The 23220-nt window shown below is 63.9% G+C and carries 25 protein-coding genes; 13 read left to right on the top strand and 12 right to left on the bottom strand.

The features are described from left to right. Nucleotides 1–93: 93 nt before the first annotated feature. Nucleotides 94–501: a hypothetical protein gene (locus O7A05_RS22810; RefSeq protein ID WP_337095200.1), complete on the bottom strand. Its 408-nt coding sequence runs from the start codon at nucleotides 499–501 to the stop codon at nucleotides 94–96. Between the two features lie 139 nt (nucleotides 502–640). Here O7A05_RS22810 and O7A05_RS22805 point away from each other — a divergent pair, with 139 nt between their 5' ends. Further along, nucleotides 641–1078 (top strand): MarR family winged helix-turn-helix transcriptional regulator, encoded by a 438-nt coding sequence (locus tag O7A05_RS22805; protein ID WP_337095199.1) that lies wholly within the window; start codon nucleotides 641–643, stop codon nucleotides 1076–1078. A gap of 55 nt (nucleotides 1079–1133) precedes the next feature. On the opposite strand, the gene O7A05_RS22800 is transcribed toward O7A05_RS22805, so the two are convergent. Both O7A05_RS22800 and O7A05_RS22795 read right to left on the bottom strand, forming a co-directional pair. After that, nucleotides 1134–1292, bottom strand: a complete 159-nt coding sequence (locus tag O7A05_RS22800; RefSeq protein WP_337095198.1) for a hypothetical protein — start codon at nucleotides 1290–1292, stop codon at nucleotides 1134–1136. 462 nt (nucleotides 1293–1754) lie between these two features. Continuing rightward, nucleotides 1755–3824 (bottom strand): putative bifunctional diguanylate cyclase/phosphodiesterase, encoded by a 2070-nt coding sequence (locus O7A05_RS22795; protein WP_337095197.1) that lies wholly within the window; start codon nucleotides 3822–3824, stop codon nucleotides 1755–1757. A 297-nt stretch (nucleotides 3825–4121) separates the two neighbouring features. On the opposite strand from O7A05_RS22795, the gene O7A05_RS22790 reads away from it, so the two are divergent. The 3 genes from O7A05_RS22790 to tdh are packed head-to-tail and all read left to right on the top strand — an operon-like array spanning nucleotide 4122 to nucleotide 6861. Next, the gene (locus O7A05_RS22790; RefSeq protein WP_337095196.1) at nucleotides 4122–5309 is read left to right on the top strand and encodes a glycine C-acetyltransferase; all 1188 of its coding nucleotides are present in this window, start codon (nucleotides 4122–4124) and stop codon (nucleotides 5307–5309) included. Nucleotides 5310–5337: 28 nt separating this feature from the next. Beyond that, nucleotides 5338–5781, top strand: coding sequence for an SRPBCC family protein (locus O7A05_RS22785; RefSeq protein ID WP_337095195.1), 444 nt, complete (start codon nucleotides 5338–5340; stop codon nucleotides 5779–5781). Between the two features lie 45 nt (nucleotides 5782–5826). Further along, nucleotides 5827–6861 carry an L-threonine 3-dehydrogenase gene (gene tdh, locus O7A05_RS22780; protein ID WP_337095194.1) on the top strand — a complete coding sequence of 345 codons (1035 nt, stop codon included), beginning with the start codon at nucleotides 5827–5829 and terminating at the stop codon, nucleotides 6859–6861. A 194-nt stretch (nucleotides 6862–7055) separates the two neighbouring features. On the opposite strand, the gene O7A05_RS22775 is transcribed toward tdh, so the two are convergent. After that, complete coding sequence (locus O7A05_RS22775; protein ID WP_337095193.1) at nucleotides 7056–7499, bottom strand: MarR family winged helix-turn-helix transcriptional regulator; 444 nt, start codon at nucleotides 7497–7499, stop codon at nucleotides 7056–7058. A 132-nt stretch (nucleotides 7500–7631) separates the two neighbouring features. On the opposite strand from O7A05_RS22775, the gene hmgA reads away from it, so the two are divergent. Genes hmgA through O7A05_RS22755 form a run of 4 tightly spaced genes read left to right on the top strand, consistent with a single transcriptional unit; the run spans nucleotide 7632 to nucleotide 11411 of the window. Then, the gene (gene hmgA, locus O7A05_RS22770; protein ID WP_337095192.1) at nucleotides 7632–8945 is read left to right on the top strand and encodes a homogentisate 1,2-dioxygenase; all 1314 of its coding nucleotides are present in this window, start codon (nucleotides 7632–7634) and stop codon (nucleotides 8943–8945) included. A 10-nt stretch (nucleotides 8946–8955) separates the two neighbouring features. Next, on the top strand, nucleotides 8956–9843 hold the full coding sequence (locus O7A05_RS22765; protein ID WP_337095191.1) for an MBL fold metallo-hydrolase: 888 nt from the start codon (nucleotides 8956–8958) through the stop codon (nucleotides 9841–9843). Then, the gene (locus tag O7A05_RS22760) at nucleotides 9840–10853 is read left to right on the top strand and encodes a fumarylacetoacetate hydrolase family protein (protein ID WP_337095190.1); all 1014 of its coding nucleotides are present in this window, start codon (nucleotides 9840–9842) and stop codon (nucleotides 10851–10853) included. The genes O7A05_RS22765 and O7A05_RS22760 overlap by 4 nt, the downstream gene beginning before the upstream one ends. A 15-nt stretch (nucleotides 10854–10868) precedes the next feature. Further along, nucleotides 10869–11411, top strand: a complete 543-nt coding sequence (locus O7A05_RS22755; RefSeq protein ID WP_337095189.1) for a DinB family protein — start codon at nucleotides 10869–10871, stop codon at nucleotides 11409–11411. Here the strand turns inward: O7A05_RS22755 and O7A05_RS22750 are convergent. Together O7A05_RS22750 and hppD are read right to left on the bottom strand one after the other, a co-directional pair. Continuing rightward, the gene (locus O7A05_RS22750) at nucleotides 11408–11563 is read right to left on the bottom strand and encodes a type II toxin-antitoxin system Phd/YefM family antitoxin (RefSeq protein ID WP_337095268.1); all 156 of its coding nucleotides are present in this window, start codon (nucleotides 11561–11563) and stop codon (nucleotides 11408–11410) included. The genes O7A05_RS22755 and O7A05_RS22750 overlap by 4 nt on opposite strands. A gap of 96 nt (nucleotides 11564–11659) precedes the next feature. Then, nucleotides 11660–12775 carry a 4-hydroxyphenylpyruvate dioxygenase gene (gene hppD, locus O7A05_RS22745; protein WP_224709521.1) on the bottom strand — a complete coding sequence of 372 codons (1116 nt, stop codon included), beginning with the start codon at nucleotides 12773–12775 and terminating at the stop codon, nucleotides 11660–11662. 137 nt (nucleotides 12776–12912) lie between these two features. On the opposite strand from hppD, the gene O7A05_RS22740 reads away from it, so the two are divergent. Next, nucleotides 12913–13380 (top strand): Lrp/AsnC family transcriptional regulator, encoded by a 468-nt coding sequence (locus tag O7A05_RS22740; protein WP_337095188.1) that lies wholly within the window; start codon nucleotides 12913–12915, stop codon nucleotides 13378–13380. A gap of 153 nt (nucleotides 13381–13533) precedes the next feature. Here the strand turns inward: O7A05_RS22740 and O7A05_RS22735 are convergent, their stop codons facing one another. From O7A05_RS22735 to aztA, 4 genes are all read right to left on the bottom strand, one after another. Next, a complete protein-coding gene (locus O7A05_RS22735) occupies nucleotides 13534–13872 on the bottom strand; it encodes a protein tyrosine phosphatase family protein (RefSeq protein ID WP_337095267.1) in 339 nt (112 codons plus the stop codon). Nucleotides 13873–14019: 147 nt separating this feature from the next. After that, a complete protein-coding gene (gene aztC, locus O7A05_RS22730; RefSeq protein ID WP_337095187.1) occupies nucleotides 14020–14961 on the bottom strand; it encodes a zinc ABC transporter substrate-binding protein AztC in 942 nt (313 codons plus the stop codon). A 31-nt stretch (nucleotides 14962–14992) separates the two neighbouring features. Further along, the gene (gene aztB / locus O7A05_RS22725) at nucleotides 14993–15865 is read right to left on the bottom strand and encodes a zinc ABC transporter permease AztB (protein ID WP_337095186.1); all 873 of its coding nucleotides are present in this window, start codon (nucleotides 15863–15865) and stop codon (nucleotides 14993–14995) included. Beyond that, nucleotides 15865–16689 (bottom strand): zinc ABC transporter ATP-binding protein AztA, encoded by an 825-nt coding sequence (gene aztA / locus O7A05_RS22720; RefSeq protein WP_337095185.1) that lies wholly within the window; start codon nucleotides 16687–16689, stop codon nucleotides 15865–15867. Before aztA ends, aztB begins: the two co-directional genes overlap by 1 nt. 221 nt (nucleotides 16690–16910) lie before the next feature. Between aztA and O7A05_RS22715 the strand changes: the two genes are divergently transcribed. Further along, nucleotides 16911–17255 (top strand): RidA family protein, encoded by a 345-nt coding sequence (locus O7A05_RS22715; protein WP_140697768.1) that lies wholly within the window; start codon nucleotides 16911–16913, stop codon nucleotides 17253–17255. Nucleotides 17256–17393: 138 nt separating this feature from the next. Here the strand turns inward: O7A05_RS22715 and hutC are convergent, their stop codons facing one another. Together hutC and O7A05_RS22705 are read right to left on the bottom strand one after the other, a co-directional pair. Then, nucleotides 17394–18140, bottom strand: coding sequence for a histidine utilization repressor (gene hutC / locus O7A05_RS22710; protein WP_337095184.1), 747 nt, complete (start codon nucleotides 18138–18140; stop codon nucleotides 17394–17396). Between the two features lie 13 nt (nucleotides 18141–18153). Next, nucleotides 18154–19509, bottom strand: coding sequence for a formimidoylglutamate deiminase (locus tag O7A05_RS22705; RefSeq protein WP_337095183.1), 1356 nt, complete (start codon nucleotides 19507–19509; stop codon nucleotides 18154–18156). A gap of 97 nt (nucleotides 19510–19606) precedes the next feature. Here O7A05_RS22705 and hutI point away from each other — a divergent pair, with 97 nt between their 5' ends. From hutI to hutG, 3 genes are read left to right on the top strand one after another with little or no spacing between them, the layout of a single operon-like run. After that, nucleotides 19607–20836 carry an imidazolonepropionase gene (gene hutI, locus O7A05_RS22700; RefSeq protein ID WP_337095182.1) on the top strand — a complete coding sequence of 410 codons (1230 nt, stop codon included), beginning with the start codon at nucleotides 19607–19609 and terminating at the stop codon, nucleotides 20834–20836. Then, nucleotides 20833–22374 carry a histidine ammonia-lyase gene (hutH, locus tag O7A05_RS22695; RefSeq protein ID WP_337095181.1) on the top strand — a complete coding sequence of 514 codons (1542 nt, stop codon included), beginning with the start codon at nucleotides 20833–20835 and terminating at the stop codon, nucleotides 22372–22374. Before hutI ends, hutH begins: the two co-directional genes overlap by 4 nt. Then, on the top strand, nucleotides 22371–23192 hold the full coding sequence (hutG, locus tag O7A05_RS22690; protein ID WP_337095180.1) for an N-formylglutamate deformylase: 822 nt from the start codon (nucleotides 22371–22373) through the stop codon (nucleotides 23190–23192). Before hutH ends, hutG begins: the two co-directional genes overlap by 4 nt. Nucleotides 23193–23220: the final 28 nt, after the last annotated feature.

Raw genomic sequence — 23220 nt, 5'->3', positions numbered from 1 at the left:
TTGGTGACGCGCAACGGACCTTTGCAAGGAGAGCCACCTGCCGCTTCGGTCCGTTGCGCGCCGCGCCCGGTCGGCTTCGCCGGCCGTGCGATGTCAAAACAGCTTGGCTGTCGCCATGCAAAATACGGTGATGACCAGCAGCCCGCCCGCGATGCGTTCGCCTCTGGTCATCTTCGCCCGCAACTGGGTCTGAGTCGCAGCGTCGGCGCCAGCCAGCCGCCTGCTGGCCGAGGCGACAAGCGCGCCCTGCACGCCGGCGGCGATCAGCGCCGTCAAAATGCCCAGCGCCAACACCTTCTCCATCGACCCGAAAGCACCGTCGTGGAAGAAATACCAGAGCAGTATGCCGGTCAGGAACGCCAGGCCGGAGGCGCCGAGCTGCGGTCGGATGAAGTGCTCCGCCCTGATCCCCGGATCGCGGGCAACCGCAATGGTAGTGCCGGCCCAGAACACGCCGGCCATGACGTGCAGGCCGATGGTGACGATATAGACAAATTGCATGACCGCATTCCTCTCTGCCGCCCGCCGCGCGTCGCAGCATGTAGACGCCATCAATAAGACAAAGTTAGATATCTAACGGTTAGATGTCAATCATGAAGCTAAGTTTCGTGTGCCAATCGCTTTGCTCTACTGTCAAGTCATGACACCGTTTGATCGCCCGCCCGTCGGCATGAATCTCGCCCGCACCTCGAAAGTGGTGGCGCAGGCTTTCGATGCCGCCATGGCCGAGGTCGGCGGCACGCTGCCGGTCTGGCTGACCTTGCTGTCGGTCAAGTCGAAGGAACTCGCGAACCAGCGCGAGCTTGCCGGCATGATCGGCATCCAGGGCGCGACGCTCACCCATCACCTCAACGCCATGGAAGCGCAAGGCTTGCTGACGCGCCGCCGCGATCCGGAAAACCGCAGGGTCCATCAGGTGGCGCTGACCGAGGCCGGCGAAGCGCTGTTCGAAAAGCTGCGTCTCGCGGCCGTCGCCTTCGACAAGCGGCTGCGCGCTGGCATTCCCGACGACAGGCTTGCCGAATTCGCCGAGGTGCTTGCGGCGCTTAGGCGGAACGCTGAGCCGCCTCAGTCGTAACCCGGGATTGCGCCGAAGGCGTAGTGGCGCAGCCTGAGCGCCGCGATTAACGCCGTCAGTTTCGCCTTGCCGTCGAAGGCGTCCTGGAACATCTCTCATGCATGAGCAGGATCAGCTTGTTCGGCTTGGCGAAATGGCCATAGCCGAATAGATGGTCCATCTCGCTGACCAGATGGTCGACGCTCTGCAGCGGCTTGCCGCTGTCCTCATGCACCCGTTCGTGGTCCCAGCCATAGAGCCAGAAGCCCGACGCCGCGACGAATTCGTAGTCGGATCCTCGCGGCCGTCTTCAGCCAGCCCGAGTGAATTGTCGCACTTCGAGCAATTGGGCAGCCGGAACACGTCGCGTCCCGGCAGCCGCGCATGCACGGCCGGCTTCAGGCCAAGCACGGCGTTGGCCCTCGGCATATCGGCGACCACGCCTTCTGTGTCGCCGTAGAAATGCCGGTAGTGATTGTAGGCATGGCTGTAGCTGTGGTTGCCAAGTCACCAGCGGCATCGATTTCGCGCGCTGCAGCAGCGCCCGGTTGATAGCGTCGGCCTCGGCATGCATGCCGACCATGAACAGCGTCGCTGGCAATAGCAGCAGCGACAGGACGAAACGAAGCGGCATCCGTGAGATCCGGTTGCGATCACATAGGCCGCCATGCCCATACGGGCATGTCAAGTTTGTCCGCTATGCCAGGTTGCCCTGCAGTACTTTCAGCTTGGCCTTCTTCGGGCTGCGTGCCGTCAGCCATTCGCGTGCCTTGTCCTGCGGCATCGGGAAGGCGATGGAATAGCCCTGCACCTGGTCGCAGCCGATCGCCATCAGCGAGTCGAGCTCGGCCTCGGTTTCGGCGCCCTCGGCGACGATCGAGATGCCGAGCCCGCGGGCAAGCTCGGTGATGGCGCGCACGATCTTGCTGTTGTCGCCGTTCTCGTTGATGTTCTGGACGAAGCGGCGGTCGATCTTCAGCCGGTCGATCTCGTTCGGGTTGACGTGGCTGAGCGAGGCATAGCCGGTGCCGAAATCGTCGAGTTCAAGATGCACGCCCGCGGCGCGGATATGGCGGAGCTTCGCGGCGATCCCGGTCTTCTCGTCGTCGAGGATGACGGATTCGACGATCTCCAGGGCGAGCTTCTGCGGCGGCAGCCCCGCGCTCTCCAGCGTGCCGAACAGGAAGCTGTCGAAATCGGGCTCGCGCAGTTCCGTGCCCGAGACATTGACGGCGATGCGCCCGAAATCGATGCCGGCGCGGTCCCATTCGGCGGCCTCGTTGATCGCCTTGCCGATGACGATGCGGCCGATATCCGGCATGAAGCCGCATTTCTCGGCGACGGGAATGAACTCGCCGGGCGAAATCATGCCGCGTGTCGCGTGCTTCCAGCGCACCAGCGCCTCGATGCCGCTGATCTTGCCGCTGGTCAGCGACACTTGCGGCTGGAAATAGACCTCGAAGCTCCGATCGGCGATCGCCGTGCGGATGTCCTGTTCGAGCTGCTTGCGATAGTCGAGCTCGCGCCGCAGTTCCTCGGAGAAGAAGGAGAAATTGCCGCCACCGAGCTTCTTGGCCGAATAGAGCGCCAGGTCGGCATGGACGAGCAGGTCCTGCGCGTTGTCGGCGTCGACCGGATAGACCGCGATGCCGGCGCTGGCGCCGGGCAGGATGGTCGTGCCCTGGAAGGTGATCGGCTCGTTGATCTCGCCGAGAATGCGCTTGGCGAGCGCATGGATGTCCTCGGTCGTGCCGGCGCCGTTGAGGATCATGACGAACTCGTCGCCGCCGAGCCGCGCGCAGAGATCCGAGGCCCGGCAGGAATCGCGCATGCGCTGGGCGGTCACCACCAGCACATAGTCGCCGGCGGCATGGCCAAGCGTATCGTTGATCTGCTTGAAACGGTCGAGATCGAGCTGGATCACCGCCAGGCGCTCGCGGCGGCGGTGCGCTCCCTTGATCAGCGTATCGAAATGGTCGGTGAGGAAGGTGCGGTTGTGCAGCCCCGTCAGGCCGTCATGCACCGCGATGAAAGCCATCGAGTTGCGCGCGTCGACCAGCTCGCGCGTCTTGCGCAGGATGGCGTTGGACATCGGCCGGAAGATGAACAGCGCCACCAGAACGATCACCCCGAGCGTGGCGAAAAACAACGTGCGGTGCAAGTCGAGGATGTTGCTGGATTTTTCGTCGGCGAAGGCGCTGATGCGCTGGCCGAGCGCGGCATAGCCGGACATGGTGGCGTTGGCGACGGAAGCGTCGAGGCCGACGCGGTCGCCGCCGCCCTTATAGCCGTCGCTCTGCATGCCGAGTTGGGATCCGAAGGACGAGGCCAGTCGCTCTCCGTTGGCCACCAGGCCGACTGAGAAATAGTCGAGATGGAACGGCTTGCTGAACAGCACATATTCGATCGACCTGGGATCGTTGCGCGCCGGCGAGAGCGGATCGGCGCCTGTTTCCCTGAGCAGCCGATCGTAATTGGTCTCGAACTCGCCCGTCGCCTGCTTGAGCGCAGTGACCAGCGCCGGCTGCTTGTCGCGCGAGGCGGCACCCGTGGCGCTGGCCAGGAAGACGATGCGCTGCGACAGTGCCTTCTGTGTCTGGACGATGTCGAGCAGCGCATCATTGTGCTGTTGCTGCGCCATCAACTGCTGCAGAAGGATGAAGGAGGCGATCACCATGGCGGCGATGATCGTCAGCGCCAGCCAGTAGCCGGTCTTGATGAGCAGGATCAGCTTGCGCGAAACGCTCTGCACTGGCTGCTGCGACATAACTTGCTGACCCTCCGGTCGACCGATTTCCTGCCAAGGATTTCGTGGCGGGAAAACGATTACGTTGAAAGGGTTAACAGGTTGGCAAGGGAGAACTGCGGCCGTCACCGCGATTCGACAATGCTCGCAAGATGGTTATCACGTTCTTTCCCGCACCCCGCTTTTTTGATCGTATTGCCGTACCATCGCAGGGATCGCGACCGGGCTTTCGCAGCGCCACCGAAACGGTCGCTTTTGCGATGGATTTTTCGTGCCCGTAGCGCGACAGTCCGGCCTCGAACCGAACAGGGCCGGACCATGAGCAAAGCATTCCTTTCCCACATCGACAGCGAGCTTCAAGGCCTGAAATCGGCCGGACTCTACAAGTCCGAGCGGGTCATTTCCTCCATGCAATCCGCCGAGATCGAGGTCGGTGGCGAAAAGGTGCTTAACTTCTGCGCCAACAACTATCTCGGCCTCGCCGACAGCCCCGATTTGCGCGATGCGGCAAAACACGCGCTCGACCGCTACGGCTACGGCATGGCCTCGGTGCGCTTCATTTGCGGCACGCAGGAGGAACACAAGCAACTCGAAGCGACGATTTCGTCCTTTCTAGGCATGGAGGACACCATCCTCTATTCTTCCTGCTTCGACGCCAATGGCGGCCTGTTCGAAACGCTGCTCGGCGAGGAGGACGCCATCATCTCCGATGCGCTCAACCACGCCTCGATCATCGATGGTGTCCGGCTCTCCAAGGCCAAACGCTTCCGCTACGCCAACAACGACATGGCCGATCTCGAGGCCCGGCTGAAAGAGGCCAAGGACTGCCGCTTCCGGCTGATCACCACCGACGGCGTGTTCTCGATGGACGGCATCATCGCCAATCTCAAGGGCGTATGCGATCTCGCGGAGAAATACGATGCGATGGTGATGGTCGACGACAGCCATGCGGTCGGCTTCGTCGGCAAGAACGGCCGCGGCTCGGCCGAGCATTGCGGTGTCGAGGGTAGGGTGGACATCATTACCGGCACGCTTGGCAAGGCGCTGGGCGGTGCCTCCGGCGGCTATACGTCGGGCAAAAGCCAGGTGGTCGACTGGCTGCGCCAGCGCTCGCGGCCCTATCTCTTCTCCAACACGCTGATGCCGGCGATCGCCGGCGCCTCGATCAAGGTGTTCGACCTGATCCGTCATGGCGTCGCGCTGCGCGAGCGCCTATATGCCAATGCGGACCGGTTCCGCTCCAAGATGGGCAAGCTCGGCTTCACGCTGGCTGGCGCCGATCATCCGATCATCCCGGTGATGCTGGGCGACGCGGCGCTGGCGCAGGAGATGGCCGCGCGGATGCTGAAGCGCGGCATCTACGTCATCGGCTTCTCCTTCCCGGTGGTGCCGAAGGGCCAGGCCCGCATCCGCACGCAGATGTCGGCCGCCCATTCCAGCGCCGATATCGACAGGGCGGTCGCTGCCTTCGGCGACGTGGGAAAAGAACTGGGTGTAATCGCTTGACCCATGCTGAGGAAAACAGAAGTCGGCCATGACGATCGATGTCACGAGCAGGATCGAGATCGCCAGGCCACGCGCAGTCGTCGCCGCCTTTTCCGCCGATCCGGACAACGTGCCCCGCTGGTACGTCAATATCAAATCGGTCGAATGGAAGACGCCCCGACCGGCCCAGGTAGGATCGAGAATTGCATTCGTAGCGCAGTTCCTCGGACGGCGGCTTGTTTACACCTACGAAATTGTCGATCTCGTGCAGGGCGAGCGGCTGGTGATGCGAACCGCCGAAGGACCGTTTCCCATGGAAACGAGTTATGCATGGCGCGATACCCGAGAAGGCGCTACCCATATGGCGCTCCGGAACCGCGGCACCCCGACAGGCTTTTCCAGTCTCGTGGCACCGTTTATCGCCCTGACCGTTCGGCGTTCGACGGATCGAGACTTGCTCCGGCTGAAGAACATTCTGGAGGCGGCGCACTGATGAAACCGATCCATCAAGACAGGCAAGATTTTTGAGGAGCGTCTGATGTCCAACATGATGAAGGCGCTGGTGAAAGCCAAGGCCGAGCCGGGCATCTGGATGGAAGAGGTGCCGGTGCCGGAGATCGGCCCCAACGATGTGCTGATCAAAGTCAAGAAGACCGCGATCTGCGGCACCGACGTCCACATCTACAATTGGGATCAGTGGGCGCAGAAGACCGTGCCGGTGCCGATGGTGACGGGCCACGAATTCGTCGGCACCGTCGCCGACTACGGCGCCGCGGTCACTGAATACAAGGTCGGCCAGCGCGTCTCGGGCGAGGGTCATATCGTCTGCGGCCATTGCCGCAACTGCCGCGCGGGCAGGGGGCATCTCTGCCGCAACACGCTGGGCGTCGGCGTCAACCGGCCCGGCGCCTTCGGCGAGTATGTGGCCATCCCGCAGCACAATGTCGTGCCGATCCCCGACGACGTGCCGGACGAGATCGCCGCCATCTTCGATCCGCTGGGCAATGCCGTGCACACGGCATTGTCCTTTGATCTGGTCGGCGAGGACGTGCTGGTCACCGGCGCCGGCCCGATCGGCATTATGGGTGCGCTGGTGGCGCAATGCGTCGGTGCGCGAAAGGTCGTCATCACCGACATCAACCCGGTGCGACTGGATTTGGCGCGAAAACTCGGTGTCCAGCACGTCGTCGACGCCTCGAAGGAAAAGCTGCGCGACGTCATGCCGTCGATCGGCATGACTGAAGGTTTCGACGTCGGGCTGGAGATGTCGGGCGCCGCCCCCGCCTTCCGCGACATGATCGACACCATGAACAATGGCGGCAAGATCGCCATCCTCGGCATCGCGCCGACCGGCTTCGAGATCGACTGGAACAAGGTCATCTTCAAGATGCTGCATCTGAAGGGCATCTACGGCCGCGAGATGTTCGAGACCTGGTACAAGATGATCGCTTTGGTGCAGGGGCCGCTGGATGTTTCCGGGCTGATCACGCATCGGATCGGGATCGACGATTTCCAGGTCGGATTCGACGCGATGCGCAGCGGCAGTTCCGGCAAGGTGGTGATGGATTGGTAGGGGCCTCTGGAGAGATGTCGAGTTCCTTCGCCCCCTCTCTGTTCTGCCGGACATCTCCCCCTCAAGGGGGGAGATCAGCCGTCACGCCGGTCTTCGCCAATAACCAGTTGCAGAAAAGGCGCCGTTGCTGAAGCTGCTAATCTTCCGCCAAGAGGGGGAGATGGCCGGCAGGCCAGAGGGGGTGTGAAGGATCGCTACGTTGCGGATAACGCCCCTTCCAGCGCCGCCACTCCCCTGGTAATCGCCGTCCGCTCCTCCTCGCTCAGTCTCCCCAGCAACTCCCTTTCAAACGCCTTCGCCAGCGGCACCATCTCGCGATAGGCGGCGAGCCCCGCCTTCGTCAGGGCGAGGTGTTCGACGCGGCGATCGCTCTCATCCGGCGTGCGCGTCAACCACCGCCGCCGTTCCAACTCCGCCACCGCCCGCGACACCTTCGTCTTGTGCATGGCCGATTGTTCGCCGAGTTCCGTCGCCGTCATCGTGCCGCATTCACCCAGCCCGGACAGCGTGCGCCATTCCGGCCGCGTCAGGCCGTGGCGTTCGTTGTAGATGCGCGAGAACTCGCGGCTGACGGTGTCGGCAAGCCGGTAGAGCCGGTAGGGCAGGAAGCTTTCCAGCTCAAGGATATCCGGTTCCATGAAGCGCTCCCGGGATGCATCGTGGCCGTTGATAGTTACATTTTAGATGGTTACAAATGAAACCAGTTTTGGTCAACATCGCCGGCGGGCCGCGTCTCGGGACGCTCGCAAGTCGGGATCAGGGAGGATCGGATGGGCATTTCCTACATGCCGGGTTTCGGCAATGATTTCGAGACGGAGACGCTGCCCGGATCGCTGCCGCACGGCCGCAACTCGCCGCAGCGGCCGGCCTACGGGCTCTATGCCGAGCAGCTTTCGGGCTCGCCTTTCACCGCGCCGCGCGGCACCAACGAGCGCTCCTGGCTCTACCGCATCCGTCCTAGCGTAAAGCACACCGGCCGCTTCAAGGGCGCCAGCTATCCCTTGTGGAAGACCGGGCCCAATATCGGCGACCACGAGCTGGCGCTCGGCCAGTACCGCTGGAACCCGACGCCGATGCCGACCGAGCCGACCGACTTCATTTCCGGCATGCGCACCTTCACCACGGCCGGCGACGCGGTCGGCCAGTCCGGCATGGCCGCCCATGTCTATGTCGCCAACCGCTCGATGGTGGACGACCACTTCTTCAACGCCGACGGCGAGTTGCTAGTTGTGCCGCAGGTAGGCGCGCTGCGCTTGGTCACCGAGATGGGGGTGATCGAGCTTCGCCCCGGCGAGATCGCGGTGTTGCCGCGCGGCCTCGTCTTCAAAGTCGAGCTCGTCGACGCGGAGGCGCGCGGCTACGTCTGCGAGAATTACGGCGCCAAGTTCACCATGCCGGACCGTGGCCCGATCGGCGCCAATTGCCTGGCCAATCCGCGCGACTTCAAGACACCCTGCGCCTGGTTCGAGGAGAAGGAGACGCCCTGCCGGCTGATCGTCAAATGGTGCGGCGCCTTCCACGTTACCGAGCTCGGCCATTCGCCGCTCGACGTCGTCGCGTGGCACGGCAACTACGCGCCCTACAAATATGATCTGGCGACGTTTTCGCCCGTCGGCGCTATCCTGTTCGACCACCCCGATCCATCGATCTTCACCGTGCTGACCGCGCCGAGCGGCGAAGAGGGCACGGCCAATGTCGACTTCGTCATCTTCCCGCCGCGCTGGCTGGTGGCGGAAAATACCTTTCGGCCGCCTTGGTATCACCGCAACATCATGAGCGAGTTCATGGGCCTGATCCACGGCCAGTACGACGCCAAGGAGGAGGGTTTCGTGCCCGGCGGCATCAGCCTGCACAATCAGATGCTAGCGCATGGACCGGATGCGTCCGGCTTGGAGAAGGCGACGCGCGCGGACCTGAAGCCGGTCAAGCTCGACAACACCCTGGCCTTCATGTTCGAGACGCGCTTTCCCCAGATGCTGACGCGCTACGCCGCCGAGCTCGGCACCTTGCAGGAGAACTATATCGACTGCTGGGCCGACCTGAAGAAGCGCTTCAACGGCACCCCGAAAGGCGATTGGTCTTGAGGCATGCCCGATGAACGACCGGCTGGTGCTTCTGGGCTCCAAAGGCGGCCCGGCGTTGCGGCCGGGCGGTCCATGGCCGACCGCCTCGCTGCTGGAATTCGGTGGACGAACCATTGTCGTCGATTGCGGACTTGGCGTCACACGCGGCTTGGTCGATGCCGGCATAAGCCTGAAGGCGCTCGACCTGACCTTCATCACGCACCTTCATTCGGACCACGTTCTGGAACTCGGGTCGCTGATCCACACCGCCTGGACGGCGGGGCTGGCGACGCCGGTGACCGTTTTCGGCCCACCTGGCACGGGTCATTACTGGCAACGCTTCTGCCAGGCGATGGAGTTCGACATCGAAATCCGCATCGTCGACGAAGGCAGGCCGGACATCCGCGACCTGATCACGGTCGAGGAGTTCGGCGAAGGGTCTGTTCTGGACGAGCGGGGCCTCACGGTGACGGCGTTGCGCGTCGACCATCCGCCGGTGACCGACTGTTTTGCGCTGCGCGTCGAGAATGGCGGCAGGAGCGTGGTGTTTTCGGCCGACACCGCATTTTTTCCGCCGCTGGCCGGCTTTGCCAAAGGAGCCGACATCCTCGTCCATGAAGCCATGCTCGCGGAAGGCGTGGAAAGGCTGGTCGCCAGGACCGGCAACGGTGCGCGGCTGCGCGAGCATCTCTTAGCCAGCCACAGTTTTGCCGACGAAGCAGGCCGCATCGCCAGCGATGCCGGGGTGAAGCGGCTTGTGCTCAACCATCTCATTCCAGCCGACGATCCGGCTATCGGCGAAGCCGACTGGATCGACGCCGTCAGGAAAACTTGGTCCGGCGACTTGACGATTGCCCGCGACGGCCTTGTTGTACCGCTAAGCGGCGAACACGCCGCGTCAGGAGAGGAAACCGCATGAAGCTTGCCACACTGAAGAACGGGACGCGCGACGGGAAGCTGGTCGTGGTCTCGCGCGATCTGACGCGGTTCACGGATGCCTCCTTCCTGGTGCCGACACTGCAGGCCGCGCTAGACGACTGGCGCCGCATCGCGCCGCATTTGGCGGCCATGGCGGAATCGCTGGAGGCCAACGCGGTGCCTTCGGCGCGCTTTCATGAGCACGACGCGCATTCGCCGCTGCCGCGCGCCTATCAATGGGCGGACGGTTCGGCCTATGTGAACCATGTCGAGCTGGTGCGCAAAGCGCGCGGCGCCGAGATGCCGGCGAGCTTCTGGACCGATCCGCTGATCTACCAGGGCGGTTCGGACTCCTTCATTGCGCCGCGCGATCCGATCCGCATGGCCGACGAGGCATTCGGCATCGACCTGGAGGCGGAGGTCGCGGTCATCGTCGACGATGTGCCGATGGGCGCCAGTCTGGAACAAGCGAAGGAGGCAATCCGCCTAATTATGTTGGTCAACGACGTCACGCTTCGCGCCGTCACCGGCCCGGAACTGGCAAAAGGTTTCGGCTTCTTCCAATCGAAACCGTCTTCCGCTTTCTCGCCGGTCGCGGCCACGCCTGATGAATTGGGCGATGCCTGGGACGGTGGCAAGGTCAATCTCGCGCTGCTGGTCGACGTCAACGGGAAGCCGTTTGGCCGCGCCAATGCCAGCGTCGACATGACCTTCGATTTCCCGGCGCTGATCGTGCATGCCGCCAAGACGCGACCGCTCGCCGCCGGCGCCATCATCGGCTCGGGCACCGTCTCCAACAAGCTCGATGGCGGGCCTGGCAAGCCGGTCTCGGCGGGCGGCGCCGGCTATTCCTGCATCGCCGAGCTGCGCATGATCGAGACCATCGAGTCAGGCGAGCCGAAGACGCCCTTCCTGCGTTTCGGCGACACGGTGCGCATCGAGATGAAGGACAGAACCGGCCACTCGATCTTCGGCGCCATCGAGCAGAAGGTCGAAAAATACGAGGGGTGAGGGAGAACCCGAACGGTGACCCTGCTCGATCACCTGCGCCGCATGGCCCGCAACAATCTCTGGTCAAACGACCGGCTCTACCGCGCGGTGCTTGCGCTGAAGCCTGGCGAGTTCGAGGCCGGACGCACCAGCTTTTTTCCGTCGATCAGCGAAACCCTCAACCACATCCTCGCGGTCGACCTTCTCTATCTCGACTTCCTGACGGATGGAGGCCGGGGTGCCGCAGCCTACGACGACTACCTGCCGTTCGACGATGCGGCGACCCTGGCGACGGCGCAGGCCGATTTCGACCGCCGGCTGATTGCCTTCTGCGATCACTTGTCCGAAGCCGATCTCGACCGCCGCGTCATCACCGACCGGCGCGAGGACGGCATGGTCCCCGAGTGCATCGGCGATATCCTCGCCCATCTCTTCCTGCACGACATCCATCATCGCGGCCAGGTGCACGCCATGCTTTCCGGCACCTCCGTTCCGCCGCCGCAACTGGATGAGTTCCTGCTCGACTATGACCTGAAGCTCAGAAAGGATGAAGTCGAGCGGCTGGGGCTGCAGCCTTAAGCACTCGACCTATCCAACCGGGTTGAAACCGCACCGTCGCCGGGCGAAATGCCGTGCTTCGCCGGAGGCGGCAAAAGACGCGCTACAGCTTTCCCGCGCCGGGTGATCACGATCTCCTCGCCGGCGTTGGCGCGCCTGACGAGTTCCGACAGTTGGCCCCGGCTTCGGTTATAGAGACGTTCACGGCTCCACCCCTTGGGACCGGAGCTTAGATCAATGCCGGTCGAGCCGCAAACGAGCTTTCGGCCCTATGCCGCCTTGCCGTCCAGCTTGATAACGCCGCGCTTGATCTGATCCTGCTCGATCGATTCGAACAGCGCCCGGAAATTGCCCTCGCCAAAGCCTTCGTCGCCTTTCCTCTGGATGAACTCGAAGAAGATCGGCCCGATCACGGTTTTCGAGAAGATCTGCAGCAGGATCTTCGTCGTGCCGCCGTCGACCACGCCTTCGCCGTCGATCAGGATGCCGTGCTTCTTCATGCGCTCGATCGGCTCGTCATGGCCGTGCACGCGCTCATGCGACATCTCGTAATAGGTGTCGGGCGGGCCGGGCATGAATTTTAGCCCGTTGGCGGCGAGCTTGTCGGTCGCCTCATAGATGGCGTCGGTGCCGACGGCGATATGCTGGATGCCCTCGCCATTATACTTTTTGAGGTACTCGGCGATCTGGCTGGTCTCGTCCTTGGACTCATTCAGCGGAATGCGGATCTTGCCGCAGGGCGAGGTGATGGCGCGGCTGACAAGGCCGGTGATCTTACCGTCGATGTCGAAGAAATGGATCTGCTTGAAGCCGAACAGATCGCGGTAGAAATCCCACCATTTGTCCATGTTGCCGCGATAGACATTGTGGGTGAGATGGTCGAGATAGTAGAAGCCGACGCCCTCGGGCTTGGGGTCGCGCTCGCCCAGCCATTCGAACTCGGCGTCATAGGCCGAGCCCTTCTCGCCATAGGCTTCGATGAAATAAAGTAGCGAGCCGCCGATGCCGACGATGGCCGGCACGTCGAGCGCCTTGTCGGTGCCCTCATAGGGCGTGGCACCCTTTGAGACGGCATGGTCGAAGGCATGTTTGGCATCGACTACGCGCCACGCCATCGAGGCGGCGCAGGGGCCGTGCTTCTCGACGAACTTCATCGCATGCGAGCCGGGCTCGGCATTGACGACATAGTTGATGTCGCCCTGGCGCCAGACGGTGATATCCTTGCTGCGATGCTTGGCAACCGCGACATAGCCCATGCGGGCAAAGAGCTCGGCCAGTTTTGCCGGCTCTGAATGCGCGAACTCGACGAATTCGAAGCCGTCGGTGCCGGCGGGGTTTTGCTTGCTGATCCTGGCGGGCGGGGCGTCGTGCGGGAAGGGGCCCATGGCAGTCCTCCGAAAGCTGTTGCGGCCAAGCTTGGCCATCTTCACCATAATAGCGCGGAGCAGCCGCACGGTGCTTGCATTCAACCGCTTGAAATGGTCATCATGTGCGCAAATTGTGCATGAATGGAGGATTGTTCGTGGATGACACGCGTCTCGATCAATTTGACCGCAAGATAATGGCGCTTCTGCAGGAGGATGCACGCTATACCAACAATGACCTTGCGGAGCGCGTCAACCTCTCGCCCTCGCAATGCTCGCGCCGCCGCCAGCGGCTGGAGGATGATGGCTACATCAAAGGATACCGCGCCGTGCTCGACCGCGATCGTCTGGGCTTTTCGCTGGTCAACGTCATCTCGGTGACTTTAGCCACCCACAACCGCGACAATGCCCGCCGCTTCGGCGAGCTGGTGGCCCGCCTGCCCGAAGTGCAGGAGGCGCACGCGCTGACCGGCGAGATGGATTACATCCTGAAGGTGGTGACGCCCGACCTCAAGTCACTGTCCGAGTTCGTCAACGGCGTGCTCCTGCCGCACGAATCCGTGCAGCATGTGAAGACCGCGATCGTGCTGGAGACGCTGAAGGAAACCGGCGCGCTGCCGATTTAAAGTGTGCCGATATTCAGGTGAGGCCGGCCAAAATGGCGGCTTCCTGCGCTTCCGGTGCTCACGTACTTTAAGTACGCTCCGCTCCGGTTCTCGGAAGCCACCATTTTCGGCTCGGCCTGACCTGAATCTCAGCACACTTTCGCGGCAAATCCGTCACCCCCGCTGCTGCTGGATCAGCCCATAAAGATTGGTGCAGCGCGCGCCTGAGCGGCAGTAGGCAAACACCGGCCCTTCGAGTTCATCCAGCGCGGCGGCCTGGTCCTCGACATTGTCTAGGGTGATCTGGCCACTGATGACCGGAATGTAGCGGAAGCCAAGGCCGGCTGCCTCGGCCGCGGCCTGAACGCTCCCGGCCGAAGGCTGGCCGGACTGTTCGTCGTCCGGCCGGTTGCAGATCACGCTTTTGAAGCCTGCGTCCTTGATGGCGGCGATATCCTGCGGCTGGATCTGGCCGGAGACCGAATAGCCATCGCTAATCTGGCGGTATTCCATGATGTGGTCCTCGCAATCTCTTTGGCGGCAGTCTTGCCACTCCGGGAGAGGGGCGGCAATCCGCATTGAAGGAATTCCCTGCCAAATAGCGACGGCCGATCGAAAAATCCAACCGGGCCGATCCTGGTCCGGTTGGATGTTGGCCGCTCAGCTGCCGAGGATCGCGCCTTTGATCTGCGTGATGTTGTTGTGCATCATGTCGATATAGGTCGAGGCGGGACCATCGGGCTGAGACAGCGCGTCCGAATAGAGCGTGCCGCCAACCTTGATGCCGGTCTCGCCGGCGATCTGCTCGATCAGCCGCGGATTGGTGATGTTTTCCACGAAGATCGCCGCCGCCTTGTCCTGCTTGACCTGCCCGACCAGCTTGGCGACATCGGCGGCCGACGGTTCTGAATCGGTCGAGATGCCCTGCGGCGCCAGGAAGGTCAGGCCGTATTCGTGCTCGAAATAGCCGAAGGCGTCATGCGAGGTGATGACGACGCGCTTGGCTTCGGGGATCGACTGGATCGCCGCCTTCACTTCGCCCTCCAGCGCATCGAGCTTAGTGGTGTAGGCGGCGGCGTTGGCCTTGTAGCTGTCGCATCCCTCGCTGTCGGCCGTGCAGAACGCCTCGGCGATGTTCTTCACATAGATCTTGGCGTTGGCGATCGACTGGAAGGCGTGCGGATCGGTGACGGTCTTGCCGCCGCCGGTGCCAGCGCCTTCGGCGGCATCCGCATCGGCGAATTCCGGCTTGAAGTCGATCGGCGTGACGCCCTTGGTCAGCGTCACGATCGCGGCCTTGGTGGCGCTGGCATCGACCAGGCGCTGGAGGAAACCTTCGAAATGCAGGCCGTTGACCAGCACCACATCGGCTTTGGCCATCGCCACCGCGTCCGCCGGGCTCGGTTCATAGACATGCGCGTCGCCGTCCGGTCCGACAATGGTGGTGATGTTGACCCGGTCGCCGCCGACATTTTTCGCAAAGTCGGCAATGACGGTGAAGCTCGCCACCACTTTCAAGGGCGCCGCGAAAGCGGAGGAGGTTGCCAAAGCGCTTAATGTTATAACGCTCAACGCCAGCGCGGCACAGATGGATTTCAGCATTAGGTCGGTCTCCTTGCTTTGGGAATTGGGATCAGGCGGTGCGGTGGCGGTGATGCACGATGCGTGCGCGCAGCACGCCGCGCGTGCCGAACAGGATCGAGCAGAAATAGACGACGCCGGCCGAAAGGATGATTGCCGGGCCGGAGGGCAGCGAGGCGTGGTAGGACAGAAGCAGCCCGGCAATGCAGGAGGCAAAGCCGATCAGCACGGCGAGCACGCACATCGGTTCGACGCGCACCGTCCAGAAGCGGGCGGCGGCGGCAGGCAGCATCATCAACCCGACCGAGAGCAGCGTGCCCAGCGCCTGGAAACCGCCGACGAGGTTGAGCACGACAAGGCCTAAGAAGATGAAATGCACCGGGCTGCCCATGCGGCTCACCGAGCGCAGGAACAGCGGGTCGAGGCACTCGGCGACAAGCGCGCGCCAGAAGATGGCGAGACAGGCGAGCGTCACTACCACGATGCCGCCGATCAGGATCAGCGCCTCATTGTTGAGCGCCAGCACCGTGCCGAACAGCACATGCATGAGATCGACGCTGGAGCCGCGGATCGACACCATCAGCACGCCGACGGCAAGCGAGATGAGATAGAAGGCCGCCATCGACGCGTCCTCGCGCTGGATGGTGAAGCGAGAGACGGCGCCAGCGCCGAGCGCGACGATGATGCCGGCGATCAGCCCGCCGACGGTCATCGGCAGGATTTCGAGCCCATAGAGCAGGAAGCCGGCGGCGGCGCCCGGCAGGATGGCATGTGCCATTGCGTCGCCGGACAGGCTCATGCGCCTGAGCATCAGGAAGACGCCGACCGGGCAGGCGCCGAGCGACAGCATCAGCGAGCCGAACAGCGCCCGTTGCATGAAGGCGAAATCGGCAAAGGGCGCGATGAACAGGCCGTAGAGATCCATCACGCCGCCATCGGTCCGGAGCCATGCTGATGGTCATGGTGGTGATCATGCGCGTGATCGGGGTGCGCTTGATCATGGCCATGGTCGTGATCGTCCGGCTCGCACCACGGCGCGTTTTCTTCCCACGCCTCGTGGAAGCGCCTCGCCTTGAGCAGATTTTCTGGCCGCAGCGTTTCCTTGGTGTCGCCCCAGGCGACGGGCTGGCGGGCAAGCAGCAGCGTCTCCGGGAAATTCTGCCGCACCAGATCGAGGTCGTGAATCACGACCATGATCGTGCGCTCCTCGCCATGCCAGCGCTTTATCAACTGGATGAGATCGCCCACCGTCTTCGAGTCGACCGCATTGAACGGCTCGTCGAGCAGGATGAGGTCGGCGTCCTGCAACAGCACGCGGGCAAACAGCGTGCGCTGCAGCTGTCCGCCGGACAGCGTGTCGATCGGCCGCTTCTCGAAGCCGCCGAGCCCGACCGCCATCAGCGCCTTGCTGACGGATTCTCGGTCCTCTTTGGTGTAGCGCCCGAGCATGCCGCGCTTTGGCCATAGGCCGAGCGAGACCAGGTCGACGACGCGCGCCGGAAAGGAGCGGTCGAGCTCCGATTGCTGCGGCAGATAGGCGGTGCGCACGCCGGGCATGCGGACCACCGCGCCTTCCATCGGCTTCAGCACGCCTACGATGCCCTTCATCAGCGTCGACTTGCCCGAACCGTTGGCGCCCACCACGGCGGTCAGCGAGCCTTTGCGGACGATGCCGTTGAGATGATGGATCGCCGGATGGCTGCCGTAGCCAAGCGTCAGGTCGCGGAAGGTCAGGCAGGCATTGGTCATCAGACAGTCGGTCCGCGAAATCGAGTGTGTCGTCGATATGTGATGTTATTACATTAGTCAACATGGCGATCCGGCGGAATTGTGTCACGCCGGTCAACTCGCCGTGTAGGCGGATGGGCAGAAATCAGACATTTGGCTCAATTGGTTTCGTGGCCGCCGGCCTTGCTCCAGGCCGGCCCGGACTCTAAAGAGCAGCGACTCCCACAACGAAGGAACCTCCAATGAGCATTCGTCGCATCGATGTCGGCCCGCGCATGAGCCAGATCGTCATCCACGGCAACACCGTCTATCTGGCCGGCCAGGTCGGCGAGCCCGGCGGCAACGTCGCCTCGCAGACCCGCGACATCCTGAAGACCATCGACGAATTGCTGGCCAAGGCCGGCACCGACAAGACCAAGATCGTCCAGGCGATCATCTGGCTGGCCGACATGGGCACCTTCGCAGAAATGAATTCGGAATGGGACAAGTGGGTGCCGCAGGGCCACACCCCGGCGCGCGCCACCGGCGAAGCCAAGCTCGCCGCTCCGGAATATCTGGTCGAGATTATAGTGACGGCGGCGATCTGAGGCGGCACTCCCCCTCATCCGGCCGCTTCGCGGCCACCTTCTCCCCGGCGGGGAGAAGAGATTTGCGCCGGCGCTGACCGTTTCCTCTCCCCTTGGGGAGAGGTCAGCCGAGCGAAGTGGAGGCTGGGTGAGGGGGAGTCACCCCTGCGAAGGCGTAAACCGCGCCACCAGCGTGTGGCTCTCCGCCGGGTAGATGAACCGAACATGTGTCACCGGATACTCGGCGCTCCAGGTCCGGCGTTCGACCACCAGGCAGGGCGCGCCCGGATCGATGTCGAGCGCATCGGCGACTGTGTCGTCGGCGGCCATGGCGCGGATGCGGTGCTCGGCCTCGCTCCAGGGCACGCGGCCGATCAGCCAGGGGCCCGGCGCGATCTCGAGAAATTCCTCCTCGGCTGCCGCGGCCACCGCACAAAGATTGATCAGGCGCTGCTCTAGCGCGAACGGCCGTTCGCCGGCAAAATGCAGGCCCTCCAGCGCGAGCACCGGACCTGATTGGGAAAGCCCGAGCAGCGCGCGGTCCTCGGCGCCGCTGCGCCGCTTGAAGCGCTCCAGTCGCTCATAGCGATAGGGCAGGCCGAGCGCCTCGACCTCGATTCTGATGTCGTGCAGTTCCAGCACCGCCGCCTGCGACTGCGGCTGGCGCACGAAACTGCCGGAGCGGCGGCGGCGCTCGATCAATCCGGCTTTGGCGAGCTGCGACAGCGCCTTGTTCACCGTCATGCGCGAGCAATTATAGTGAGCCGTCAGCTCGTGCTCGAACGGGATGCGGTGTCCGGGCGCCCAGGCGCCCGACAGGATCTTCTCGCGGATGTCCGACAGGATGCGCTGATGCAGCGAGAGGATCCCGCCGCCTTCGATGTCATCTGTCTCTACAAGGCTCATTGGATGTTCCTGTTCAGCCCTGCGACAATGCGGTCATCACTTCGCGGAACCGTCCGGCGACCTGCTCACGCTTCGCATGCCTGCCGCCGCTGACCTGCTTCTTGCCATGTACCCAGACGCAATCGACCTTGGTGCCATTGGCAAAGATCCAGGCGTCGAGGATCGCGTCGCCCGCCTTGCCGGCAAGCGAGGGATGACCGGCGTCGAGCGAGACCAAATCGGCAGGGCCGCCGGCGGCAATCCGCGACTGGCCGGCGCCGAGCGCCCGGCTGCCCCCGTCGAGCGAGGCGTCGAACAGCGCGCGCCCGGTGGATCCGCCCGCGCGGGCCAGCACGTTGCGGGCGCGGTGGGCGAGGCGTTGCGAATATTCGAGCTGCCTCAGCTCGTCCGGCAGGCCGATTAGCACATTGGAATCGGAACCGATGCCGAAGCGCCCGCCATGCTCGATGAAGAGTGGGGCCGCGAAAGTGCCGTCGCCGAGATTGGCTTCGGTGATCGGACAGAGGCCGGCAATCGCGCCGCTCTTCGCCATCGCGGCTGTTTCCGCGTCGGTCATATGCGTGGCGTGGATCAGGCACCAGCGCTTGTCCACCGACGCCTGGCTAAGCAGGAACTCTACCGGCCGCTTGCCCGACCAGGCGACGCAGTCCTCGACTTCCTTCATCTGCTCGGCGACATGGATGTGGATCGGACCATCCGGCGCCATCGCCGCGACCGCATTGAGCTCATCCGGCGTTGCGGCGCGCAGGCTGTGCGGCGCGACGCCGACGACGGCCTGCTCCAACGAGCGAACGCCCTGGCGGCTTTTCTCAAGCAGGCGCCCGAAGCGCTCGACATCATTGATGAATCGCCGCTGGCCTTCGTTGGGAGCGGCGCCGCCGAAGGCGGAATGGGCATAGAAGACCGGCAGCAGTGTCAGGCCGATGCCGGTGTCTGCGGCGGCAGCCGCGATCCGCTCTGCCATTTCGGCGATATTCGCGTAAGGCTTTCCGTCGCGATCATGGTGGAGGTAGTGGAACTCGCCGACGCGCGAAAAGCCGGCCTCCAGCATTTCGACATAGAGCTGTGAGGCGACTGCCTCGACCTGGTCCGGCGTCATCGACAGCGCGAAACGGTACATCACCTCGCGCCAGCTCCAGAAACTGTCGGCCGAAGGGCCGCGCAATTCGGCCAAACCCGCCATGCCGCGCTGGAAGGCGTGGCTGTGCAGATTGGGCATGCCCGGCAGGACGATGGCGTGGCGTTCGTCGCCGGCCCAAGCGGCAGCGCCGGTCTCGACCTTCGAGATGCGGCCATCCTCGAAGGCGATCCTGACATTGCTTTGCCAGCCCTCGGGCAGAAGCGCCTGTTCCGCAAAGATCGCCGTCACGTCCATCTCCGAATCTGAATGCCCGTGCGACATTATCACTTGCGTCGCGTCCCAATATGTATATACATAATCGCCATCCAAGCAAATGGAAAAGATGATGGGTGGAGCAAACGGGAAGAGCGATCATCGGGTCTGGCGCAATGCGCGCCTGGCGACCACGGCCGAGGGTGCGGCCGGTCTCGGTATCGTCGAAAAAGGCGCGATCGCCGTGCGCGACGGGCTTATTCTCTATGCCGGCCCCGAGGCCGACATGCCGGCTTCGGTCGGGCAGGGCGCCGAGACCGTCGATTGCTCTGGACGCTGGATCACGCCCGGCCTGATCGACTGCCATACCCATCTTGTCTATGCCGGCAACCGCGCCAACGAATTCGAGATGCGTCTGGCCGGCGCCACCTATGAAGAAGTGGCGCGCGCCGGCGGTGGCATCGTCTCCTCGGTCAAGTCGCTGCGCGCCGCGAGCGAAGACGAGCTTGTTGCCCAGACGCTGCCGCGGCTCGATGCGCTGATCGCCGAAGGCGTCACCGCCGTCGAGGTCAAGTCCGGCTACGGCCTCGATGCCGAGAATGAGAAAAAGTCGCTGCGCGCCGCCCGCCGTCTGGCCAATGAGCGCCCCGTCACGGTCCGCACGACATGTCTTGCCGCGCACGCGCTGCCGCCGGAAGCCAAGGGTGACAAGGACGCCTTCATTGATCTCGTCGCCGGCACGATCCTCCCCGAGATTGCCGCTGAAAAACTCGCCGACGCGGTCGACGGCTTTTGCGAGGGCATCGCCTTCTCGCCGGAGCAAATGGCGCGCGTGTTCGACAAGGCGAAGGCGCTCGGCCTACCCGTAAAACTCCACGCCGACCAGCTTTCCAACCTGCATGGCGCGGCACTTGCCGCCCGCTATGGCGCGCTTTCTGCCGACCATCTTGAATATACGGACGAAGCCGGCGCCGAAGCGATGGCCAAGGCCGGCACCGTGGCGACCATCCTGCCCGGCGCCTACTACTTCATCCGCGAGACGAAGAAGCCGCCGGTCGATCTCTTTCGCCGCCACGGCGTAAAAATGGCTGTCGCCACCGACTCCAATCCCGGCACCTCGCCGCTCGCCTCGCTGCTGCTCACCATGAACATGGCCGCGACGCTGTTCGGCATGACTGTCGACGAATGCCTGGCTGGCGTCACCCGCGAGGCTGCGCGCGCCCTTGGCCTGTTGGGCCAGACCGGCACGTTGGAAGCCGGCAAATCGGCCGACCTCGCCATCTGGGAAATCGAGCGCCCGGCCGAACTCGTCTACCGCATGGGCTTCAACCCGCTCCATGCCCGTATCTGGAGAGGACAATGACGGAACTTACCCTGAAGCCCGGCAGCGCCACGCTTGCCGACTGGCGCGCCATCTATCGCGGCGCTGTGCCGAAGCTTGACGCCGCTTGCCGGCCGAAGATCAAGGCGAGCACCGAGGCCGTCGCCCGCATCGTCGCCAAGGGCGAGCCGGTCTATGGCATCAACACCGGCTTCGGCAAACTGGCCAGCGTCCGCATCCCGGCTGACGATCTCGAAACGCTCCAGCGCAACATCGTACTGTCGCATGCCGCCGGCGTCGGCGAGCCGATGCCCGTCGCCGTGGTGCGGCTGATGATGGCACTGAAGCTCGCCAGCCTTGCTCAGGGCGCTTCCGGCGTGCGCGCCGAGACCATCGACCTGCTTCAAGGGATGCTCGCCAACGACGTCATTCCGGTTGTGCCGGCGCAAGGTTCGGTCGGTGCTTCCGGCGACCTCGCGCCACTCGCGCATATGACCGCGGTCATGATCGGGGTCGGCGAATGCTTTACCCCGCATGGCCGGTTCCCGGCCAAGGTCGCCTTCGTCTCGCATGGACTGGAGCCGGTGACATTAGGCGCCAAGGAGGGGCTCGCGCTGCTCAACGGCACGCAGTTCTCGACCGCCTTCGCGCTCGCCGGCCTGTTCGAGGCCGAGGTGCTTTACCAGTCGGCGCTGGTCGCCGGCGCGCTGTCGACCGATGCCGCCCGAGGCTCCGACGCACCCTTCGACCCGCGCATCCATCTGCTGCGCAAGCATCGCGGCCAGATCGAAACCGCGGACGCGCTGCGCAACCTTATGGCCGGCAGCGCCATTCGTGAATCGCACCGTGTCGGCGACGAGCGCGTACAGGATCCGTACTGCCTGCGCTGCCAGCCGCAGGTGATGGGCGCCGCGCTCGACGTGCTGTGCAAGGCCGCCGATACGCTTGAGACGGAGGCCAATGGCGTCACCGATAATCCGCTGATTTTTGCCGAGGACGACACCGCGCTGTCAGGCGGCAATTTCCACGCCGAGCCGGTGGCCTTCGCCGCCGACATGATCGCGCTTGCGGTTTGCGAGATCGGCTCGCTGTCGGAGCGTCGCATCGCCATGCTGGTCGACCCGGCGCTGTCGGGCATGCCGGCCTTCCTGACGCCGAAGCCGGGTCTGAACTCCGGTTTCATGATCCCGCAGGTGACGGCGGCGGCGCTCGTTTCCGAAAACAAGCAGAAGGCCTATCCGGCGAGCGTCGATTCCATTCCGACCTCGGCCAACCAGGAAGATCATGTCTCGATGGCCGCCCATGGCGCACGCCGGCTGCTCGGCATGATCGAGAATGCGACCGCCGTTATCGGCATCGAATTGCTGGCCGCGGCGCAAGGCTGCGATTTTCACGCGCCCCTTGCGTCCAGCGAGGCGCTGGAGGCGGTGCGCAAGCTGGTGCGGGCCGAAGTCCCGCATCTCGACAATGACCGCCATTTCCATCCCGACATGGAAAAGGCGATCGCCATGGTCCGCAGCGGCGCCGCGGTGAAGGCGGCGGGTGCCGTGAAGCTGCCGTCGATCGCGGGAGCGGCATGATGGCCTCACCAAGCTGGCTCACCGTCACCCAGGGCACCGCACCGCTGCTGGTCTCGATCCCGCACACCGGCATTGACCTTGCCGGCCTCGACTCGCGCCTCGTCTCGCCTTGGCTCGGCCGGCGCGACTGCGACTGGTGGATCGACAAGCTCTATGATTTCGCCGCCGACCTCGGCGCCACGGTCGTCCACACCGCAATCTCGCGCACCGTTATCGACATCAATCGCGATCCATCGGGCGTTTCGCTCTATCCCGGCCAGGCGACGACAACCCTTTGCCCGACGGAAACTTTTGACGGCGATCCGCTCTATCGCATGGGCGAGGAGCCGACGCCGGCTGAGATCGACCAGCGTCGCGAGACCTATTTCGTTCCCTACCACGCCGCCCTCCAGGCCGAGATCGATCGGCTGCGCGGCATGCATGACCGGATCGTGCTCTACGACTGCCATTCGATCCGTTCGGTGCTGCCGCGCCTGTTCGAAGGCACGCTGCCGGTCTTCAACCTTGGCACCAATGACGGCAAGAGCACGGATCCCTTGCTGCAGGAAAAAGTGGCCGCCATCCTCGCTGCGACCGGCGAGACCTGGGTGGTCAACGGCCGCTTCAAGGGCGGCTGGATCACCCGCAGCTTCGGCCAGCCTCAAAACGGCGTCCACGCGCTGCAGATGGAGCTCTCCAACCGGGGCTACATGCGCGAGCCGGCCGGGAAGGGCTCGCCGGAAAATTGGCCGGTGCCTTACGATGCCACCTATGCCGCGCCGATCCGCGCCACGCTGAAAACAATCCTCGAAACCGCCATTGACTGGGCCGGGCGCTGACCCGCGCCGCCCGCCTTGCTTGAAAGGG

The organism is Mesorhizobium argentiipisi (SeqCode), assembly GCF_037179585.1.
Classification (GTDB): Bacteria; Pseudomonadota; Alphaproteobacteria; order Rhizobiales; family Rhizobiaceae; genus Mesorhizobium; species Mesorhizobium argentiipisi.
Note: the sequence above shows the minus strand (reverse complement) of the source record. Positions and strands in the feature narration are given on the sequence as shown.

What these genes read in the sequence shown, in the direction of transcription:
- hutH (WP_337095181.1), top strand. Translation starts at nt 20,833, where the DNA reads ATGACGGAACTTACCCTGAAGCCCGGCAGCGCCACGCTTGCCGACTGG.
- O7A05_RS22785 (WP_337095195.1), top strand. Translation starts at nt 5,338, where the DNA reads ATGACGATCGATGTCACGAGCAGGATCGAGATCGCCAGGCCACGCGCA.
- O7A05_RS22795 (WP_337095197.1), bottom strand. Translation starts at nt 3,824, where the DNA reads ATGTCGCAGCAGCCAGTGCAGAGCGTTTCGCGCAAGCTGATCCTGCTC.
- O7A05_RS22715 (WP_140697768.1), top strand. Translation starts at nt 16,911, where the DNA reads ATGAGCATTCGTCGCATCGATGTCGGCCCGCGCATGAGCCAGATCGTC.
- O7A05_RS22805 (WP_337095199.1), top strand. Translation starts at nt 641, where the DNA reads ATGACACCGTTTGATCGCCCGCCCGTCGGCATGAATCTCGCCCGCACC.
- O7A05_RS22765 (WP_337095191.1), top strand. Translation starts at nt 8,956, where the DNA reads ATGAACGACCGGCTGGTGCTTCTGGGCTCCAAAGGCGGCCCGGCGTTG.
- hutG (WP_337095180.1), top strand. Translation starts at nt 22,371, where the DNA reads ATGATGGCCTCACCAAGCTGGCTCACCGTCACCCAGGGCACCGCACCG.
- hmgA (WP_337095192.1), top strand. Translation starts at nt 7,632, where the DNA reads ATGGGCATTTCCTACATGCCGGGTTTCGGCAATGATTTCGAGACGGAG.
- O7A05_RS22775 (WP_337095193.1), bottom strand. Translation starts at nt 7,499, where the DNA reads ATGGAACCGGATATCCTTGAGCTGGAAAGCTTCCTGCCCTACCGGCTC.
- O7A05_RS22810 (WP_337095200.1), bottom strand. Translation starts at nt 501, where the DNA reads ATGCAATTTGTCTATATCGTCACCATCGGCCTGCACGTCATGGCCGGC.
- aztA (WP_337095185.1), bottom strand. Translation starts at nt 16,689, where the DNA reads ATGACCAATGCCTGCCTGACCTTCCGCGACCTGACGCTTGGCTACGGC.
- hutC (WP_337095184.1), bottom strand. Translation starts at nt 18,140, where the DNA reads ATGAGCCTTGTAGAGACAGATGACATCGAAGGCGGCGGGATCCTCTCG.
- O7A05_RS22735 (WP_337095267.1), bottom strand. Translation starts at nt 13,872, where the DNA reads ATGGAATACCGCCAGATTAGCGATGGCTATTCGGTCTCCGGCCAGATC.
- O7A05_RS22790 (WP_337095196.1), top strand. Translation starts at nt 4,122, where the DNA reads ATGAGCAAAGCATTCCTTTCCCACATCGACAGCGAGCTTCAAGGCCTG.
- aztB (WP_337095186.1), bottom strand. Translation starts at nt 15,865, where the DNA reads ATGGATCTCTACGGCCTGTTCATCGCGCCCTTTGCCGATTTCGCCTTC.
- O7A05_RS22760 (WP_337095190.1), top strand. Translation starts at nt 9,840, where the DNA reads ATGAAGCTTGCCACACTGAAGAACGGGACGCGCGACGGGAAGCTGGTC.
- hppD (WP_224709521.1), bottom strand. Translation starts at nt 12,775, where the DNA reads ATGGGCCCCTTCCCGCACGACGCCCCGCCCGCCAGGATCAGCAAGCAA.
- tdh (WP_337095194.1), top strand. Translation starts at nt 5,827, where the DNA reads ATGTCCAACATGATGAAGGCGCTGGTGAAAGCCAAGGCCGAGCCGGGC.
- hutI (WP_337095182.1), top strand. Translation starts at nt 19,607, where the DNA reads ATGGGTGGAGCAAACGGGAAGAGCGATCATCGGGTCTGGCGCAATGCG.
- aztC (WP_337095187.1), bottom strand. Translation starts at nt 14,961, where the DNA reads ATGCTGAAATCCATCTGTGCCGCGCTGGCGTTGAGCGTTATAACATTA.